Source organism: Flavobacterium sp. SP2, assembly GCF_057626655.1.
Genome location: NZ_JBVHBT010000005.1, coordinates 99,632 through 120,148, shown reverse-complemented (window position 1 = coordinate 120,148; position 20,517 = coordinate 99,632). Strand labels below are relative to the sequence as shown.

Below are 20,517 nucleotides of genomic sequence, written 5' to 3'. Positions count from 1 at the left end.
TTTCTTATTCAAAGCCTAAATTAAATTTGAAAGAAAAACAAACAAATACCCGTTTCAAGACCTTTAGAAAAGTAATTCTTCGTACCCTATTAGTACTATTATTACTTTTACTCGTAACTGGTATTGCTCTTACTTTGCCGATTGTTCAAACTAAAATTGCCAATTATCTTACTGAATCAATCAATGAAGATTATGGAACCGACATTAATGTTGAACGCGTTGAAATAAATATTTTTGGCGGAGTTCAGCTTAAAAATGTTATGATTAGAGATAAAAAAAAGGATACTTTAATTGCTGCTAATAGAATTGCTACAAGTATTTTAGATGCAAATAGATTGCTAAAAGGTGATTTGTTATTTGGATCAATTACTGCAGATAATTTTGTTTTGAACATTAAAACATATAAAGGCGAAAAAAGCACCAATTTTGATCAATTCATTAAAGCTTTTGATAACGGTAAAGCGCCAAATAATAAATTTTTAATGACATCCAAAAAAATAATTTTGACGAACAGTCAAGTTATTGTTTTGGATGAAAATAGAGCGAATCCGAAAGATGTAGATTTTAAGAAACTCAATGCTGTGATTGAAAATTTCAAAATTTATGGTCCAGATCTTATGGCGAATATAAAAGAAATGTCGTTTAAAGATCACCGCGGATTAGTTGTTGAAAATCTTCAGTCGAAATTTGCTTATTCAAAAACAAGAATTAAACTTGAAGAATTAGATCTAAAAACGAGTTATTCCAAATTTGTTGGGACTGTTATTTTAAACTATAAGGTTAAAGATTTTGCTGATTTTAATAATAAAGTAAAGTTTGATATTACAACCAAATCAGCTTTAATTTCAACCAATGACATTCGTTTCTTTTATAAAGAAATTGCTAAAGATCAAACCTTCAACTTAAAAGCTAAAATTGACGGTACGTTAAACAACTTAACGTTAAAAAATTTAAATTTAATTGATTCAAATAATTCACAAATTGTTGGTAATGTAAACTTTAAAAATTTATTTCCTAAAAACGGACAACAATTTTACATGAAAGGATCGTTTGACAAAATAGCTTCCAGTTACGATAATCTTACGGCGCTTTTACCAAATGTTTTAGGTAAAAAACTTCCAACGTCGTTGCGTAAACTGGGAAAATTTGAATTGATTGGCGATGCCGAAATTACCACAAAAACTATTGATGCTGATTTTCTACTAGAAACGGTTCTTGGATCTATCAATTCTAAATTGATAATGACCAATCTTAATACGATTGATAATGCTTCCTATAACGGAAGAATTGCTTTAGACAATTTTGATATTGGAGCCTTTTTAAATCGGAAAGATGTTGGTAAAGTTACCATGGATGTTGATGTTGACGGAAAAGGATTTAATGAAAAATATTTAGATACTAAATTTTCTGGAGAAATTCAGAGTGCAACCTACAACGGATACACTTATAAAAATATCATTGCTGACGGAAGTTTTAAAAAACCAATTTTTAAAGGTGATGTGAGTATTAATGATCCAAATTTATTTTTAGATTTTAGCGGAACTGTTGACTTAAGCAAAAAAGAAAATATATATGATTTTCATGCTGTTGTAGATTACGCAAATCTAAAAAAATTAAATTTCATTAACGATGAAATAGCAGTCTTTAAAGGAGATGTTGTAATGAAAGTTAATGGAAGTAATGTCAATAATCTTCAAGGTGCTGTAGTACTTTCTAATGCATCATATCAAAATACCAAGGATACTTATTTCTTTGATAATGTCACCGTTACTTCTAGTTTCAGCGATTCAAATGAAAGAACAATTAAAATTATTTCTCCAGATGCCATTAATGCTGAAATAGTTGGAAAATACAATGTCAATCAGATACAAAAGTTAGTTCAAAATTCGCTTGGAAGTCTGTACACGAATTACAAAGCAGACAAGCTTCAGAAAGGTCAGTATTTAAAATTTAACATTACCGATTTTAATAAAGTTGTCGAAATCCTAAATCCAAGTATTATTTTAGATTCTACAACAACGGTTAGAGGAAGCATAAATGGAGATGATAATGATTTTAAGTTTAAATTTTCTTCTAAAAAAGTTAATGCTTTTAAAACCGATTTAGATAATGTTTTGTTGGAAATAGACAATAAAAATCCACTTTACAACACGTATGTACAAATAGATAGTATCAAAACCAAGATGTACAAGGTTCGTGATTTTTCGCTTATTAATGTCACATCCAAAGATACTTTATCATTTAGAACTGAGTTTAAAGGTGGCGAAAAAGGTACTGATTTTTATAATCTAAACATGTACCATACTATTGATGAAAACAATCAAAACATTGTCGGATTTAATAAATCAGAAATGATGTTTAAAGATTTCATTTGGAATATAAATGAAGCTGAGAATGATAAAAACAAAATTGTATTTGATAAATCATTTAAGAACTTCAATTTTGATGATATTGTAATTTCACACGAAAATCAATCAATTGCATTAAAAGGTTTCATTAACGGAAAGACATCTAAAGATATTCAGCTTACATTTAAAGATGTCAATTTAAATAAAGTAACTCCAGACGTCAAGAAATTCAAATTTGACGGAAGTCTTAATGGTGAAATGTTTTTAAAACAAAATAATTCGGTTTACCAGCCAACAGCTTCATTAGAAATCAAAGATTTGTATGTAAATGACAACCAATTAGGAAACCTTATTCTAGATATAGAAGGAGAAGATAACTTTAAAAAGTTCAACATTACATCTGAAATTGAAAACGAAAATTTCAAATCATTTAAAGCCGATGGAAATTTACAAATTGTGAATAATGAAACTTTATTGGACTTGAATTTAAATTTCCAAAAATTTAATTTGGGCGTTTTGAGTAATCTTGGCGGAGAGGTTTTATCTAATATTCGAGGTTTTGTATCTGGAAATGCGCGACTTGATGGCAATGTTAATAATATTGACTACAATGGTCGATTATTTGCTGATGAAGTAGGATTGACCATACCGTATTTAAATGTTGATTATACGTTACGCGAAAATTCGATTATAGATATAACTCAGAATAAATTTATCATTCAAAAAACCAAAATCACAGATTCTAAATTTAAAACTGAAGGAAATTTAAATGGTTTTATCAAGCACAATCAATTTGCCGATTGGGAACTTGATTTACAAATTGATGCTGACCGATTGTTAGCGCTTAATACCAAAGATCAAGAAGACACACCTTATTATGGAGTCGCTTTTATAAAAGGTGATGCCAAAATATTTGGACCAACTACAGGTTTAACTATAAATGTGAATGCAGAATCAGAGTCAGGAACCGATATTAAAATACCAATTAACGACACCGAATCGGTTACTGAGAGTAATTTTATTCACTTTACAACCAAAAACGAGAAATACAATATTGGAAAACCTGTTGTAGACAATTCTAGAAACTTCAATGGTTTAGAAATGAATTTCGATTTTAACATTACAAGAGATGCTACAATCGAAATTATTTTAGATAGAAATACAGGTCACGGTATGCGAGGCAATGGACGTGGTGGATTATTATTTGCAATAAATACCCGTGGTAAATTTCAAATGTTTGGCGATTTTCAAATTTGGGAAGGAATTTACAATTTTAAATACGGTGGTATCATTGATAAAAAGTTTGAGGTTAAAAAAAATGGCTCCATTTCTTGGCAAGGCGATCCATTACGGGCAACTTTAGACCTTGAAGCTATCTATAAAACACAAGCTAATCCAGCAGTTTTAATAGATAATGCATCGTTCAATAAAAAGATACCTGTTGAAGTTGTAATTGGCTTGAAAGGAAATTTATCAAGTCCTGAACCTGATTTTAATATTAACTTTCCAAATGTAAGTTCGGTACTAAAATCTGAAATTGAGACCAAACTTGGCGATAAAGATACACGTCAAACTCAAGCGTTGTATTTGCTTTCTTCAGGCGGTTTTCTTAGTCAAGATGGTGTTAATCAAAGTCAATTTGCTAACAATTTATATGAAAGAGCTAGTGCTTTATTTGGAGATTTGTTTCAAGATGACGATGCCAAAATAAATTTGGGAGTAGGATATGTTGGAGCCGATCGAACTTTGGGTGCCGAAACTGACGGACGATTTACAGCAAATTTATCAAGTAAAATTAGCGAAAGAATTACAATTAACGGACAAGTTGGTGTACCTGTAGGAGGAATAAACGAATCAACTATTGTTGGAAATGTAGAAGTTCAATATCGTGTAAACGAAGATGGTACGCTAAATTTACGCGTATTCAATAGAGAAAACGATATTAACTATATAGGACAAGGAATTGGATATACGCAAGGAGTAGGTGTGACTTATGATGTCGATTTTGATACTTTCAAAGAATTAGTCAATAAAATTTTCAAAAAAAATAAATTAGACCGTCTAACAAACGAAGCAGGTCAATCTGAAGATTCTGATATCTTACCTGACTATATAAAGATTGATAAAGACAAAAAAGAAGCGGACAAAAAAAGGCAAAAAAACTTAAAGCCGAATCAGGAAGCACGTCCCGAAGACGAATAATTGATAATTCTGTATTTATCAAATTGTTATTTTTATACCCTATAAAATAGAAACTTATCAACGAAAACGATTGAATTTTAGTAATTCCTTGAAATTATAAAAATTACTTGCCAATAATCATTTCATCTTTGTTAATTTTACATTTTAAACGAATATTTTAATGTCGAAACCAATCAAAAAAATAGGTGTTTTAACGTCCGGAGGTGATTCTCCAGGAATGAATGCCGCAATACGATCAGTCGTAAGAACATGTGCGTATCATAATATTGAATGTGTTGGAATTTACAGAGGTTATCAGGGAATGATTGAAGGTGATTTCAAAGAAATGGGTCCAAGATCTGTAAATAATATTGTAAACAAAGGTGGTACAATTTTAAAATCTGCTCGCTCATTAGAATTTAAAACTAAAGAAGGACGTAAAAAAGCTTTTGATAATTTATCCAAAGCAGGAATAGATTCTTTAGTAGTAATTGGTGGAGATGGAAGCTTTACAGGAGCTGAAATTTTCAATGAAGAATATGGTTTTCCAGTAATGGGAATTCCAGGAACAATTGATAACGATATTTTCGGAACTAGTCATACACTTGGTTACGATACTGCTTTAAATACCGTAGTAGAAGTAATTGATAAAATCAGAGATACTGCAAGTTCACACAACAGACTTTTTCTAGTGGAAGTAATGGGTCGTGATGCGGGTCATATTGCACTAAATGCCGGAATTGGCGCTGGTGCAGAAGAAATATTAATTCCAGAAGAGGATTTGGGTTTAGACCGATTATTAGATTCATTAAAGAAAAGTAAAGCATCTGGTAAGTCTTCAAGCATCGTAGTTATTGCAGAAGGTGACAAAATTGGTAAAAATGTTTTTGAGTTGAAAGACTACATTGAAGAAAATTTACCAGAATACGATGTGCGTGTTTCTGTATTAGGTCACATGCAACGTGGTGGCTCGCCATCTTGCTACGATCGAGTTTTAGCTTCTAGACTTGGTGTTAAAGCAGTAGAATCTATACTAGAAGGAAAATCCAATTATATGGTAGGAATTTTAAACGACAAAGTTGCTTTAACACCATTGGAATTGGCTATAAAAGGAAAATCAGAAATTGACAGAGAATTACTTCGAGTGTCAGATATAATGTCAACATAATTTACAAACAATCAATTAGTATTAATATCGGCTAAAGCATATCGCATTAAGCCTAAAGCATTAAAAAAATGTCAAAAGTAAAATTAGGAATAAACGGATTCGGAAGAATTGGAAGAATTGTTTTCAGAGAAACATTTAACAGAGATAATGTAGAAGTTGTAGCAATCAACGATTTATTAGATGTAGACCATTTAGCGTATTTGTTAAAATATGATTCAGTACACGGTCGTTTTAATGGTACCGTTGAAGTTACAGATGGTAAGCTATTTGTAAACGGAAAAAATATTAGAGTAACTGCAGAAAGAGATCCAAAACTAATCAATTGGAATGAACTAGATGTTGATGTAGTTGCCGAATGTACTGGAATCTTCACTACGCTTGAAACGGCTCAATATCATATTGATGGTGGAGCTAAAAAAGTAATCATTTCTGCACCATCGGCTGATGCTCCAATGTTTGTAATGGGAGTAAACCATACCGAAGCTAAAGCTACAGATACAATTGTTTCTAACGCTTCTTGTACCACAAACTGTTTAGCGCCTTTGGCAAAAGTAATCAACGATAACTTCGGAATTGTAGAAGGTTTAATGACAACTGTTCATGCTACTACATCAACACAAATGACGGCGGATGGTCCATCTAGAAAAGATTGGCGTGGTGGTCGTGCAGCAAGCATCAACATCATTCCTTCTTCAACTGGTGCTGCAAAAGCAGTAGGAAAAGTAATTCCAGCTTTGAATGGAAAACTTACAGGAATGTCATTTAGAGTTCCAACTGTTGACGTTTCGGTAGTAGATTTAACTGTTAAAGTTGCAAAAGAAACTACTTACGAAGAAATAATGAAAGTATTGAAAAATGCTTCTGAAACAGATTATAAAAATATTATCGGATTTACAGAAGATGATGTTGTTTCTCAAGACTTCGTTTCAGATGTACGAACTTCAATTATCGATTCAAAAGCTGGAATCGGATTGAATTCTACTTTCTTTAAAATTGTATCTTGGTACGATAACGAATACGGATATTCGTCAAAACTTATCGATTTATCAGTACATATTGCTGGTTTAAAATAATACTTGTTCTATTTAAATCCTGTTTTCAATTGTGAAAGCAGGATTTTTTTTATCTTAGATTTTTATTTGAAGTAGATTTTTAATAATCAATTTAAATAACCTTAAATTTATCAAACTAACTAAACCAAATATTGATTAAAAGCAATTTTAATCTAAACCTAAATTATTACAGATTATGAAACTACTTGTTGATAGCGGTTCTACTAAAGCCGATTGGATAGCAATTGATGATTCGGGAAAAGTATTATTTACTACCCAAACACTTGGACTAAATCCTGAGGTTCTAAACGAAGAAGAGGTAATTGAACGACTTGAAGACAAGTTTGATATTTCTCATAATAAACTAAAAGCAACCCACTTATATTTTTATGGCGCAGGTTGTGGAACCGACAGAATGAAGAATTTTTTAACCGATGTTTTTAAACGTTATTTCAAAAATGCGGCAGTTTCTGTTCACGAAGACACCTATGCAGCTGTGTATGCAACTACACCAAAAAATGAAAAAGCTATAGTTTCAATTTTAGGTACAGGTTCTAATTGCAGTTATTTTGATGGAACCGTTTTGCATCAAAAAGTGCAATCATTGGGTTACATTGCAATGGATGATTGTTCGGGAAATCGTTTTGGAAGACATTTGCTAAGAGGATATTATTTTAATCAAATGCCCTCAGATATGGCTAAAGAATTTGAAGAAGAATACAATGTTGATCCAGACTATATTAAAAATAATTTGTATAAAGAACCTAATCCTAATGCTTACTTAGCAACTTTTGCAAAATTTTTGATTAAGCATAAAGATACCGATTTCTGCAAAAAATACATTCAATATGAAATGGAAGAATTTGTAGAAAATTATATCAAACAATATGATAACTATAAAGATGTGCCGGTTCATTTCATTGGTTCGATAGCTTTTTATTTAAAAGATGAATTAGAAGTGGTGCTAGGAAATCACGGAATTCAAGTTGGTAACGTATTAAGAAGGCCAATTGACGGATTAATAGCGTATCATATTTTGAATAAATAATTGATTCAAAACTAGTACAATAACCTACAAAACTACAATCTAATAAATTGTAGTTTTTTTATGCCTATTAATTTATTACATTTGTTAAAAATAACATTCTTTTGTGATTGAAATTAATAAGCTCAAAATATTTAATGATCCTATTTATGGATTCATTTCTATACCCAATACTTTAATCTACGACTTAATTCAGCATCCTTATTTTCAAAGATTGCGAAGAATTTCTCAAATGGGATTGTCGTACCTTGTTTATCCTGGCGCACATCATACACGATTTCATCATGCAATTGGTTGTATGCATATAATGCAAAAAGCAGTGCAAACACTTCGTTTTAAAGGAGTTTCAATTTCTGAAGATGAAGAAAATGCACTTTATATCGCCATATTATTGCATGATATTGGTCACGGTCCGTTTTCCCATGCATTAGAAAATAGCATCGTAGAAGAAGTGCATCACGAAGAGATTTCGTTGTTGTTTATGAATAAATTGAATACCGAGTTTGAAGGAAAACTATCACTTGCAATCGAAATTTTTAAAGGGCAATACCATCGTAAATTCATGCTCCAACTTATTTCAAGTCAGTTGGATATGGATCGTATGGATTATTTAAAAAGAGATAGTTTTTATAGCGGTGTTGCAGAAGGAAATATCAACAGTGAGCGATTGATTCAAATGCTAAATGTAGTAGAAGATGTTTTAGTAATGGAGGAAAAAGGAATTTATTCTATCGAAAAATTCTTGATGGCAAGACGCTTAATGTATTGGCAAGCGTATCTGCATAAAACAAGTGTTGTTGCCGAAATGACACTGACTAAAATTTTAAAAAGAGCCAAAGAATTGTCGCAAAAAGGTGATGAAGTTTCTTGTAGCAAACCCTTACTGTTTTTTATAGAAAATAAAATTTCATTAGATAATTTTGATTCAAACACGCTCGAAATATTTGCCCAATTAGATGATTTTGATGTAATGAGCGCCATAAAAAATTGGCAATTTCATGACGATTTTGTTTTAAGTTCTTTATCTAAAATGATAATTAATAGAGATTTGCTTAAAATAATCATGTTGGATGAAAAACCCAATCTTGAAAAATTGACCGAATTAAAAAATAAATTTGCTAATCTTCACAGTATTTCAGCTAAAGAAGCTTCGTATTTTGTTTTTAAAGGAAAATTAAAAAATCAAGCCTATAACAAACAAAGTGAACCAATTAGTATTTATAAAAAAGATAAAACCGTTGAAGATATTGTAGATTCTTCCGATCAATTACAACTAAAAGCATTATCCAAATCGGTAATTAAATACTACATGTGTTTTCCGAAAGTGTTATTAGTTTCATAGCTTTTAAATTAAATTTTATATTTTTGTCCAGATGAAATTTACAGCAGAACAAATTGCAGGTATACTTGAAGGCGAAGTAGTAGGAAATCCTAGTGCCGAAGTCTATAAATTGGCTAAAATTGAAGAAGGAACTTCAGGTTCACTAACTTTTTTATCCAATCCTAAATACCAAAACTACATATATTCGACTGAAGCAAGTATTACAATTGTTAATAAATCATTCGAACCCGAACAATCGATTACCACAACTTTAATAAAAGTTGAGGATGCCTATAAATCATTTTCAAAACTATTAGAATACTATAATCAGGTGAAACTGATGAAATCGGGTGTCGAGCAACCTTCTATAATTTCTGAAAATGTAGTTTATGGCGATAATTTATATCTAGGGAGTTTTTGCTATGTTGGAAAAAATGTAACAATTGGTACTAACGTCAAAATTTATCCTAATTCGTTCATTGGCGATAATGTGGTAATTGGTGATAATTGTGTGTTTTTTGCAGGCGTTCGAATTTATTCAGAAACTATTATTGGAAATAATTGCACCATTCATTCCGGTACCATAATTGGATCGGATGGTTTTGGATTTGCACCACAAGAAGATGGAACGTATTCCAAAATTCCGCAAATTGGAAATGTTATAATTGAAGATAATGTCGAAGTCGGTTCTTGTACAACAATCGATAGAGCTACATTAGGATCAACAATTATAAGAAAAGGAGTAAAGCTTGATAATCAAATTCAAGTGGCACACAATGTAGAAATTGGTGAAAATACTGTAATAGCCTCACAAACAGGCATTGCTGGTTCAACCAAAATCGGGAAAAATTGTATGATTGGTGGTCAAGTAGGAATTGCAGGTCACCTAACAATTGGTAATGGCGTAAGAATACAAGCTCAATCTGGTGTAGGAAGGAACATCAAAGATAATGAAACGCTTCAAGGAAGTCCAACATTTGGTTACTCAGATTTTAGCAAATCCTATGTTCATTTCAAAAATTTGCCTAAAATTGTAGCCGATTTAGAAGCATTAAAAAAGCAAGTAAATAAAGATTAATACAATCTTAAACAAACATTAAACTAAACAATAAATAAAATGTATAAACAGAAAACCATAAAAGAGGAAATTTCTCTTACAGGCGTAGGTTTACACACAGGAAAAGAAGTCAAAATGACTTTCAAACCAGCACCAATTAACAACGGGTTTACTTTTGTAAGAGTGGATCTTGAAGGAAGTCCAATAATTGAAGCAGATGCGAACTATGTAGTTAATACACAAAGAGGTACCAATTTAGAAAAATTAGGTGTTAAGATTCAAACTTCTGAACATGTTTTAGCAGCTTTTGTGGGATGTGATGTTGATAATGTTATCATCGAACTTAACGAATCTGAACCGCCAATTATGGATGGCTCGTCTAAGTTTTTTGTTGAAGCAATTGAAAAAGCAGGTGTTGTTGAACAAGAAGCTGAAAGAAAATATTATGTGGTAAAAGAAGTAATATCTTTTACCGATGAATCTACTGGAAGCGAAATACTTGTTATGCCAGCAGATGATTATCAAGTAACTGCAATGGTCGATTTTGGAACCAAAGTTTTAGGTACCCAAAACGCAACCATGAAAAATATTTCTGAATTCAAAACAGAAATTGCAAATTCAAGAACTTTTAGCTTTTTACACGAGTTAGAAACGTTACTGGATAATGGGCTAATTAAAGGTGGTGATTTAAATAACGCCATCGTATATGTTGATAAAGAAATTTCGGAATCAACTATGGAAAACCTAAAAGTTGCTTTCGGTAAAGACAAGATTTCGGTTAAACCAAATGGGATACTAGACAATCTAACTTTACATTATCCTAACGAAGCAGCACGACATAAACTACTTGATGTAGTTGGAGATTTAGCTCTTATTGGTATTAGAATAAAAGGTAAAGTCATTGCTAATAAACCAGGTCATTTTGTAAACACGCAGTTTGCTAAGAAAATGGCGAAAATTATTAAATTAGAACAGAAAAATCAAATTCCTGTTTATGATTTAAATTTAGAACCCTTAATGGATATTCATAAAATAATGAGTATTCTACCGCATAGACCTCCATTTTTATTTATCGACAGAATTATAGAAATGTCTGAAAGTCATGTTGTTGGTTTGAAAAATGTCACCATGAACGAAAGTTTTTTTGTCGGACATTTTCCAGGTGCGCCAGTAATGCCAGGTGTTATTATTGTAGAAGCAATGGCACAAACCGGAGGCATTTTAATTTTAAGTTCGGTTCCAGATCCTGAAAATTACCTGACTTATTTCATGAAAATTGATAATGTTAAATTCAAACATAAAGTTTTACCTGGCGATACATTGGTTTTTAAATGTGATTTAATTTCACCTATTCGTCGCGGAATTTGCCATATGCAAGCGCACGCATTCGCAAATGGAAAACTAGTAGCAGAAGCCGAATTAATGGCGCAAATAGCAAAAAAGCAATAAATAAGTAAGTATGAATCAACCTTTAGCATACGTTCATCCAGGCGCAAAAATTGCGAAAAACGTTGTAATCGAACCGTTTACAACCATAAATAATAATGTAGTAATTGGTGAAGGAACTTGGATAGGTTCTAACGTAACCATTATGGAAGGTGCAAGAATTGGTAAAAATTGTAATATTTTTCCAGGCTCGGTAATTTCTGCAGTTCCACAAGATTTAAAATTTGGAGGTGAAGATTCACTTGCAATAATTGGAGATAATACGACTGTTAGAGAGTGCGTTACTATCAATAGAGGTACAATTGCATCAGGTCAAACAAAGATTGGTAATAATTGTTTAATTATGGCAACTGCGCATATTGCTCACGATTGTCATATTGGTGACAATGCAATAATTGTAAACGGTGTAGCTCTTGCAGGCCATGTTATTGTTGGTGATTATGCCATAATTGGTGGATTAGCAGCTATTCATCAATTTATTCATATCGGAGAACATGCAATGGTTTCGGGTGGTTCGTTGGTTAGAAAAGACGTTCCTCCATTTACTAAAGCAGCAAAAGAGCCTTTATCGTATGTAGGAATCAATTCAGTTGGACTGAGAAGAAGAGGTTTTACCACTGAAAAAATTAAAGAGATACAAGATATCTATAGAATTTTGTACCAAAAAAATTATAACACCACACAAGCATTAGGAATAATTGAAGCTGAGATGGAAGCAACGCCAGAACGAGACGAAATAATTCAATTCATACGAAATTCTTCTCGAGGTGTTATGAAAGGATATTCAGGAGGATATTAATAGTTAAAAAATATAATTTTTTAGTTAAGAGTAAATTTAAAAAACTGAAAAATTCAAAAGCATTTAAAATTTAAAATTCAACATTTAAAATAAAAAAAATAATGGCATCTACATCAGATATTAGAAACGGATTATGCATTAAATTCAATCACGATATATATAAAATTATCGAATTTCTTCACGTAAAACCAGGAAAAGGTCCAGCTTTCGTAAGAACTAAATTAAAAAGTTTAACTAACGGAAAAGTTTTAGATAACACCTTTTCAGCTGGTCACAAAATTGATGAAGTTCGCGTTGAAACACATACATACCAGTTTCTATATGCAGAAGGTGATCAATATCATTTTATGAATGTTGAAAATTACGAACAAATAACATTAGATAAAAAAATACTTGACGCACCAGATTTATTAAAAGAAGGTACGAATGTTATCGTTCAAGTGAATACCGAAAACGATATGCCACTCTCTGTAGATATGCCAGCATCGGTAGTATTAGAGGTAACTTATTCTGAACCAGGAGTTAAAGGAAATACTTCTACAAATGCTACAAAACCAGCAACTGTAGAAACTGGAGCTACTGTAAATGTTCCGTTATTCATTAATGAAGGGGATAAAATTAAAATTGATACGGCTACAAGTTCTTACATGGAACGTGTAAAAGAATAACTTTGATTTTAATTTAGTAACAAAATGAAATTCTCAAAAACACATTCGCTTAAAGAAATTGCTACAATTATTGATTGTCAATATATTGGTGCTGATGATTTTCCTGTTGAAGGAATGAACGAAATTCACGTAGTAACTTCGGGTGATATTGTTTTTGTTGATCATCCAAAATATTACGACAAAGCATTACAATCGGCAGCAACAATTGTATTGATAAACAAGCAGGTTGATTGTCCCGAAGGTAAAGCACTTTTAATTTCGGATGATCCTTTCCGAGATTTTAATAAATTAACACATCATTTTAGACCATTTCAAGCAACCGATAAAGCAATTGCTGTCTCTGCAATAATTGGTGAAGGCACTTTTATTCAACCCAATTGTTTTATAGGTAATCATGTCAAAATTGGTAGAAATTGTATAATTCATTCCAACGTAACTATTTATGATGGTTGTATTATTGGTGATAATGTAATTATTCAAGCCGGAACAATTTTAGGTGCCGATGCTTTTTACTATAAAAAACGTCCTGATGGATTTGATCAATTACTATCTGGAGGAAGAGTTGTAATTGAAAACAATGTTGGAATTGGTGCACTTTGCACGATTGATAAAGGTGTAACTGGTGATACAACTATTGGTGAGGGAACCAAAATTGACAATCAAGTTCATGTTGGTCACGATACAATTATTGGAAAAAAATGTCTTATTGCAGCCCAAACCGGAATTGCAGGATGCGTTATCATTGAAGATGAAGTTACGATTTGGGGACAAGTTGGAACTACAAGCGGTATTACAATAGGAGCAAAGGCCGTAATTCTTGGTCAAACTGGGGTAACAAAATCTGTTGAAGGTGGAAAATCCTACTTTGGAACTCCTATTGAAGAATCAAGGGAAAAACTAAAGCAATTGGCTAATATTAAAAAGATTCCAGAAATTTTAAATACAATAAAATAATGCAAGCTAAAGAAATTGTACTTGATTTTTATAAATCAGATGTATTATTAGACAAAGAAGCTGTAAATACATTTCTACATCCTGAGGTTACTGTTGATTGGAACAGCAGCAAGGGTTTCATTCAGATGAACCGCCAAGATATTATAAGCTTAACCGAAGAACTTAGCCGAGCATATATTCGCTCTAAAGTAAGAATAAGCCATGTTGTTGAAGAAGGTGATGTTGTTTCAGTTCGGTATTCCCATTTTGTAAAAACAATAGAAAACCCAAGAGAAGAAATGCTGTTGGCGCACTTTTTTGTTATTTGGGAGCTTAAAGAAGGAAAACTTTTTAAAGGATTTCAAATGAGCCAATTTTCATAACCTGTATATATAAATTTAGCAACAATTAAATAAAAAACTAGATGCTATTCTTAGTTACTAATTAGTATTTTACTACTTTTGCATCACAAATTAAAAATCAATATAAAAAATATACCATGAGTGTTTTAGTCAATAAAGATTCAAAAATTATCGTTCAAGGATTTACTGGAAGTGAAGGTACATTTCACGCAGAACAAATGATTGAATATGGAACAAACGTTGTTGGTGGTGTAACTCCTGGAAAAGGTGGTTCTACTCATTTAGATCGTCCTGTTTTTAATACCGTAAAAGATGCCGTTGAACAAGCTGGAGCAGATACTTCAATTATTTTTGTACCGCCTGCTTTTGCTGCTGATGCAATTATGGAAGCTGCTGATGCCGGAATTAAGGTAATTATTGCTATTACTGAAGGAATTCCAGTAGCCGATATGATCAAAGCTAACGAATATATCAAAAATAGATCGTGTACTTTAATTGGTCCAAACTGTCCTGGAATAATTACTCCAGGTGAAGCTAAAGTTGGAATTATGCCTGGTTTCGTTTTCAAAAAAGGAACTGTTGGTATTGTTTCAAAATCTGGAACTTTAACTTACGAAGCGGCTGATCAAGTTGTAAAACAAGGTTTAGGAATTACTACGGCTATCGGAATTGGTGGTGATCCAATTATTGGAACTACAACTAAAGCTGCTGTTGAATTATTAATGAATGACCCAGAAACTAACTGTATCGTAATGATTGGTGAAATTGGTGGTCAATTAGAAGCTGATGCTGCAAAATGGATTAAAGCTGACGGAAATAGAAAACCAGTTGTTGGATTTATCGCTGGAGAAACTGCTCCAAAAGGTAGAACAATGGGTCATGCTGGTGCAATTGTTGGTGGTGCAGATGATACTGCTGAAGCTAAAAAACGCATCATGAGAGAATGTGGAATTCACGTTGTAGATTCTCCTGCAGAAATTGGTAAAAAAGTAAAAGAAGTTTTAGGATAATATTCTTAAAAAATCAATATAAAAAAAGCTCTAAATTTATTTAGAGCTTTTTTGTTTTTAAAAATAGTACAGTTTCTTTAATTCGGAAAAGGACTAGACCATTTAGTATCAACATAAACATTTGAACCAGCTAATGTTCTTAAAAATGCAATAACTGAATTCACTTCATTAGCATTCAAATTAAGCTGTTGTCCAAAGCCATTTGGACGTAATTTCGGATCTAAATTCGTGTTTCCTGGTGCAATATTGATGTTTCCATAATGTCCAATTACTGTTTGTAACGTTGTAAAAACGCCAGTATGCATCATCATTCCATTAACAGTGCCATCTGTTTTGACTAAATCTCGTAAAGAAGGTGCACGTGTGTTTGAAACATCAATCCCAGTTCCGTTTATCGTACCAATAATTCCGTTATTTCCAGAATTGGGATTAATGTCAAATTCTGGCGCTGCATGACAACCAGCGCAACCAACACCACCACCAATTCGTACGCCAGTACCATTAAATTGAGGAGGTGTTAAAAACAAGTTTTTGCCATTATTTTCTTGTGCTGTAAAATTTAAAAAAGGTTGCCCATCGTTATTAACCGTTGCACGTCCAACATCATATTTAGAATCAAATGATTGAATACTTCTTACAAATTGTGCTAAAGCCAACTGAATCTTATTTTCAGTTACTTCTTCCGATCCATAAACAAATTTAAAAAGTTCTTTATAATAGCCTATGTTTCCTAATTTAGTAACTAAATCTGCAATATTCATGTCACCATTGGTACCACTAAAACCCATTTCGCCATGATCTTTAATTGGCATTGTAGTTTGAACTTCTAAACTTGCAGCTCGCTCATCCCAGAAAAATTTGCGTTCTACAGAAAATCTAGAATTTATTAAACGCATTGAATGTCGACCAGTAGTTCCATTTACGCCTGTACTTGCAACAGAAACGTCACCAAATGCATTGGCTTGTTTGTGACAACTAGCGCAAGCTATAGTATTGTTGGAAGATAAATTTTTGTCATAAAACAAGACTCTTCCTAATGTAGCTCCTTTATCAGATATTGGATTTCCTAAAGTATTATCTTTAGTTATATAAGCAGGAATAGTTTGATTGGCATAATTATTTAAATTTTCCAAATCTAAAGAACTTCCAAAAGTAGCTTTAACATTTGGGAACAATTCTGTTGGCTCTTGATATTCAGAATCATCCGATTTATTGCACGAAATTGATAAAATCAATATAAGAAATAGGTAAAGTAAGTTTTTGGTTGAAGTCATAATTGATTAGTTGTTAATAATTATTTTAAAGCTTTTAGAATCCTTTCCATTCGTCAATCTGACAAAATAAATTCCGTTGTAAATTGTATCAGTTTCAATAATACTTAACGTACTTCCTTGTAGAATTTTTGAAGTTTTCACCACTTTACCTAATTCGTCAATCAAATCTACAGTCAAATCTTTCTCCACCATTTCGGTTTGAATTGCTATAAAATCTGCCGCAGGATTTGGATAAACAGTTATTTTAGATTTATTTAAATTAAAAGTGTCATTTGCTAATACATAGGTAGTAGTTCCTGCAGGAATTGTAGTTACGGTCGATGCAACAACATTTCCATAAAAGGTTGGTCCAACAACATAAGGATAAGCCGATTTATGTTCGGCATCAACAGTCGTAAAATAGCAATATATTCCATTTGGATATTCTGGTGTTATACAAAAACGCCCATTATGAACATCTAGATAAGTTGCATCAGTAGGATGTGCAACATACTCATAATCTTCTCTAAAATAGCCATTAAAATAAGTTGTAGTAACAGCTGGTCCATTGGTTCTTGTAGTTTGATTTTTCAATTGATAGCTTGATTTCATTCTGCTAATTGCTCCAGTTCCATTGGTATTGGCATAAGCATAAGCACCATAAATTGGAAAACCATCGTAGGCAAATCCTAATAATGGTGAATGTTGTGAAGAATTAATTACATACAAACCATCCGAAGGATATAAATCACACACATTTGAAGTAACTACTAAGTCTAAATTGAAAGCACTTGGATTTTGATGATGATGATAATTCCCCATAGCTGGATGTGCTTTTGCACAATCAAATCCAGCTCTTTCGGCTGGAATTGCATCTCTATTCCAGGCTTGTGTCGCAGTTGGTCCGCCAGGACAAGTTGGATTTCCTGGTCCGCCACAAAGTGCATTTGTTGTAGCATTCCAAGCAACTCCGTCACGATAATCAAATAACGCAACACCATTTTTAAAAACACCGATGTTGCCTCCTGTTGTAGCGGTTGGTGTTCCAATATTTTGAGTTGGAGATAATGGAAATCTAAAAATTTTATTTTGTGCAGTGGCCAACGATGGATTTCCATCTTGAAAAGGACCAGTTATGTAGGCAGGAATTCCTGTTGCCGAAACATAAGCATACGTTGTATTGTATTGTACTGATTGTACATTGGCTTGAACTGCATCTACAATTGGGGTAGAATTTCCAGCAACGTAATGTCGACCCGTAATTCCAGTAGTATTTTGCAACCAACTCGTAATAGCTGGATTGGTTTGAGCATTCGCTAAAAATGCTATAAAAAAGGTCAAGATGGTTATTGATATTTTCATAAATAGGTTGGTTTATTTCTTTTAGACGTTATTCTAATTTATTTCTTGCGAAACTTTATATTATTTTTACTTTGGATAACCATATCTCGGATTAAACAAAAATTTCGTATCCGTTAATGTTTTTAAAAATGCGATGATTTCCGTTCTTTGATTATCAGTCAAGTTCATTGGTTGATTTAATTGCATTGCCAATGTTTCACTTTTTGAGATTCCAGAATCATAATGCTTCACAACTTCATTTAATGTTTTAAATCGACCATCGTGCATGTAAGGAAATGTAAATTGAATATTTCGCAACGTCGGCACTTTGAATTTTAAGTTGTCTTTCGGATTTTGAGTTATTCTAATCCGTCCAAAATCATTAAGAGTTGGATCAATTGGTAACCCATTATTTTCAAATGTGTCACTAGTAAATAGTGGTTCTTTATGACAGGAAGCACAATTGTTTTTGAATAATTCGTAGCCTTTCTGTTCCATTTCGCTAAATTTCTCTTCGCCTCGAGTTACTTTGTCGTATTTAGAATTCGCACTTACCAATTGTACAACAAACTGTGATAGTGCTTTCAAAGTCAATTGTCCTGTAATTTTTTTAGTTCCAAATGCCTGTTGAAATAAATTGGGGTATTTTTCAGTTTTTTGAAGTTTTGCAACAACATTATCTAAAGTTTCATGCATTTCAATTTCACTTGAAATAGGAGTAAGAGCTTGAACTTCGAGATTATTAACTCCGCCATCGTACATAAAGTTTTTTGACCAAGCCAAATTTTGTAAGGACAACGAATTGCGGGTTCCAATTTTTCCTTCAAATCCGTGACTCAATTCGTGGTCAACATGAGCAAAACCTGTTTGCTGCAAATGACAACTCGCGCAGGAAATTGTGTTATCTTTTGATAAAATAGGATCATAAAATATATTTCTACCCAATTGAAAACCTTGTTCTGTCAATTGATTTTTCGAAAAATCATATACAGGCTTTGGAAATCCTTTTGGAATTTCAAAGTAAATAGGAGTGAAGTAATTTTTAGAAAAGGCAAAAATTCCAAAAATCACTACTCCTAATCCCAATGATAATAGCATTTTTTTCATTCAATAGAAAATAATTTGGTTGATAAATCGGCTATCTTCATGGCATCTTTTCCCGGAATCATTATGGTATTCGTCTGTTTTAGTGAAATTTCTGAAAACAATTTCCCAAAATCCACTTTTAAAAATATTTGATCTTTAATATTGTTACTGACATCGAGATTACTCTTTGTAATGGCATAATTAGGCTGTAAATAACCACCAATATGAAACTGAAAAGCATTTTTTCTTGTCGGACAACTTTTGCTTATTCCTTCAATTTTCATATTAATATAGCCACTTTGCCAAGCCCAATACATTCCGTTTTGTAAATCTAAATCGCCACCATTAGCTCCAGAAACACTTGCTAAACTATCGACACCAATACTAAAATGAATTGATTTAATTAGTTTAAAATCCTGACTTTTTAACTTAAAATGTAAGGATTCTGGGTTTTCAATGTCAATTAAATGATAACTATTAGTTTCTTTGAAAACTGAATTATCTTGATAGTGAATCTCAATATTTGACAAATAGAACTTTACTGAAGTAATTTGTAATGTGTCGTTTTTCGAACTGTAATTTTTGTTTAATTCAAGTGGTTCATCACCAAATTTTAAATTGATTTTTACTGATAAGGAATCACTTTTAGTTTGCGCCGAAACACAAATAATGAAAAGAAAATTAATTAGTAAAATATACTTTCTTTTAGTCATGTTTTGGCTTTCTGTTTGGTGCAAATATGCTTCCCAATTCTTCTGTTAAAGTTTTATAATCAACAAGTTGTTCTTTTTTACAAATCTTTTTGATATCCAAAAAATGATTAAAATGTGTAGTTTCAATTTGCTTTTGATAAATTGCTAATTTCAAAAATAAACTGTCTTTTTGCGTACTATCAATTTTATCAGAATTCAATAATTGATACAATTCGTTTTTGGTTGCTCTAATTGACTTATCCAAATCACGTATTGTTTTTTTATGAATTTCGATAATTTCTTCATAAGCAACAATCTGATTTTTATCGAAATGAAGTCTTTCAATTACAATTTCCCTAGGCATTCTTCTGTCATTTGGTCGATGTCCTTTGGTTATAAATAAAAAACTTAAAATTCCAAAATTTAAAAGTAGTAAAGCGATGACAGCTGTGCTTAATAGTTTCGTCTTGTTCATTATTTATACAATTGATTACTTTTATTTATTGAACTTTCAAAATTTGTCAATTCAGATTCATTCGAATTTGATTTTCCACTTAATAAAGCTAGATTTAATGATAATAAAACTACAACCGACGCTGCAACAAGCCAAAGTGTTTTGGTTGGAACGCTATTAGAATTAATCTCTTTTTCAATTTTTAGAAAAATGCTATCACTTGGAGTTACTTTTGTAATTCCATCTACACTCTTAAGGATTGTATTAATAAACTCTTCTCTTTCCATAATTTTTTAGACGA

18 protein-coding genes are annotated in these 20,517 nt (G+C 32.0%); 12 read left to right on the top strand and 6 right to left on the bottom strand.

Going from position 1 to position 20,517, the window contains the following annotated elements:
- Positions 1-26 precede the first annotated feature (26 nt).
- From ACZ098_RS11600 to sucD, 12 genes are all read left to right on the top strand, one after another.
- Complete coding sequence (locus ACZ098_RS11600; protein ID WP_487311915.1) at positions 27-4,550, top strand: translocation/assembly module TamB domain-containing protein; 4,524 nt, start codon at positions 27-29, stop codon at positions 4,548-4,550.
- Between the two features lie 160 nt (positions 4,551-4,710).
- A complete protein-coding gene (gene pfkA, locus ACZ098_RS11595) occupies positions 4,711-5,697 on the top strand; it encodes a 6-phosphofructokinase (protein ID WP_487311914.1) in 987 nt (328 codons plus the stop codon).
- Positions 5,698-5,765: 68 nt separating this feature from the next.
- Positions 5,766-6,770: a type I glyceraldehyde-3-phosphate dehydrogenase gene (gap, locus tag ACZ098_RS11590; RefSeq protein ID WP_487311913.1), complete on the top strand. Its 1,005-nt coding sequence runs from the start codon at positions 5,766-5,768 to the stop codon at positions 6,768-6,770.
- Positions 6,771-6,945: 175 nt separating this feature from the next.
- Complete coding sequence (locus tag ACZ098_RS11585; protein ID WP_487311912.1) at positions 6,946-7,797, top strand: N-acetylglucosamine kinase; 852 nt, start codon at positions 6,946-6,948, stop codon at positions 7,795-7,797.
- Between the two features lie 103 nt (positions 7,798-7,900).
- Positions 7,901-9,136 carry an HD domain-containing protein gene (locus ACZ098_RS11580; protein ID WP_487311911.1) on the top strand — a complete coding sequence of 412 codons (1,236 nt, stop codon included), beginning with the start codon at positions 7,901-7,903 and terminating at the stop codon, positions 9,134-9,136.
- 31 nt (positions 9,137-9,167) lie between these two features.
- The gene (gene lpxD / locus ACZ098_RS11575; protein ID WP_487311910.1) at positions 9,168-10,193 is read left to right on the top strand and encodes a UDP-3-O-(3-hydroxymyristoyl)glucosamine N-acyltransferase; all 1,026 of its coding nucleotides are present in this window, start codon (positions 9,168-9,170) and stop codon (positions 10,191-10,193) included.
- A gap of 39 nt (positions 10,194-10,232) precedes the next feature.
- Positions 10,233-11,621, top strand: coding sequence for a bifunctional UDP-3-O-[3-hydroxymyristoyl] N-acetylglucosamine deacetylase/3-hydroxyacyl-ACP dehydratase (locus tag ACZ098_RS11570; RefSeq protein WP_487311909.1), 1,389 nt, complete (start codon positions 10,233-10,235; stop codon positions 11,619-11,621).
- A 10-nt stretch (positions 11,622-11,631) separates the two neighbouring features.
- Positions 11,632-12,417: an acyl-ACP--UDP-N-acetylglucosamine O-acyltransferase gene (gene lpxA, locus ACZ098_RS11565; RefSeq protein ID WP_487311908.1), complete on the top strand. Its 786-nt coding sequence runs from the start codon at positions 11,632-11,634 to the stop codon at positions 12,415-12,417.
- Between the two features lie 101 nt (positions 12,418-12,518).
- Positions 12,519-13,085, top strand: coding sequence for an elongation factor P (efp, locus tag ACZ098_RS11560; protein ID WP_487311907.1), 567 nt, complete (start codon positions 12,519-12,521; stop codon positions 13,083-13,085).
- Positions 13,086-13,109: 24 nt separating this feature from the next.
- A complete protein-coding gene (locus ACZ098_RS11555) occupies positions 13,110-14,039 on the top strand; it encodes a UDP-3-O-(3-hydroxymyristoyl)glucosamine N-acyltransferase (protein WP_487311906.1) in 930 nt (309 codons plus the stop codon).
- Entirely contained in the window at positions 14,039-14,401 is a 363-nt protein-coding gene (locus tag ACZ098_RS11550; RefSeq protein WP_487311905.1) for a nuclear transport factor 2 family protein, read from the top strand. Before ACZ098_RS11555 ends, ACZ098_RS11550 begins: the two co-directional genes overlap by 1 nt.
- A 116-nt stretch (positions 14,402-14,517) precedes the next feature.
- The gene (gene sucD, locus ACZ098_RS11545) at positions 14,518-15,390 is read left to right on the top strand and encodes a succinate--CoA ligase subunit alpha (RefSeq protein WP_487311904.1); all 873 of its coding nucleotides are present in this window, start codon (positions 14,518-14,520) and stop codon (positions 15,388-15,390) included.
- A gap of 77 nt (positions 15,391-15,467) precedes the next feature.
- Here sucD and ACZ098_RS11540 read toward each other — a convergent pair whose 3' ends face one another.
- The 6 genes from ACZ098_RS11540 to ACZ098_RS11515 all read right to left on the bottom strand — a co-directional run bounded on the left by ACZ098_RS11540 (position 15,468) and on the right by ACZ098_RS11515 (position 20,503).
- Entirely contained in the window at positions 15,468-16,664 is a 1,197-nt protein-coding gene (locus ACZ098_RS11540) for a cytochrome-c peroxidase (protein WP_487311903.1), read from the bottom strand.
- A gap of 6 nt (positions 16,665-16,670) precedes the next feature.
- Complete coding sequence (locus ACZ098_RS11535; RefSeq protein ID WP_487311902.1) at positions 16,671-18,005, bottom strand: YHYH protein; 1,335 nt, start codon at positions 18,003-18,005, stop codon at positions 16,671-16,673.
- Between the two features lie 66 nt (positions 18,006-18,071).
- Positions 18,072-19,082, bottom strand: coding sequence for a cytochrome-c peroxidase (locus ACZ098_RS11530; protein ID WP_487311901.1), 1,011 nt, complete (start codon positions 19,080-19,082; stop codon positions 18,072-18,074).
- Between the two features lie 5 nt (positions 19,083-19,087).
- On the bottom strand, positions 19,088-19,783 hold the full coding sequence (locus tag ACZ098_RS11525; protein ID WP_487311900.1) for an MbnP family protein: 696 nt from the start codon (positions 19,781-19,783) through the stop codon (positions 19,088-19,090).
- Positions 19,776-20,237 carry a hypothetical protein gene (locus tag ACZ098_RS11520; protein ID WP_487311899.1) on the bottom strand — a complete coding sequence of 154 codons (462 nt, stop codon included), beginning with the start codon at positions 20,235-20,237 and terminating at the stop codon, positions 19,776-19,778. Before ACZ098_RS11520 ends, ACZ098_RS11525 begins: the two co-directional genes overlap by 8 nt.
- Positions 20,237-20,503, bottom strand: a complete 267-nt coding sequence (locus tag ACZ098_RS11515; protein ID WP_487311898.1) for a hypothetical protein — start codon at positions 20,501-20,503, stop codon at positions 20,237-20,239. Before ACZ098_RS11515 ends, ACZ098_RS11520 begins: the two co-directional genes overlap by 1 nt.
- Between the last annotated feature and the right edge of the window lie 14 nt (positions 20,504-20,517).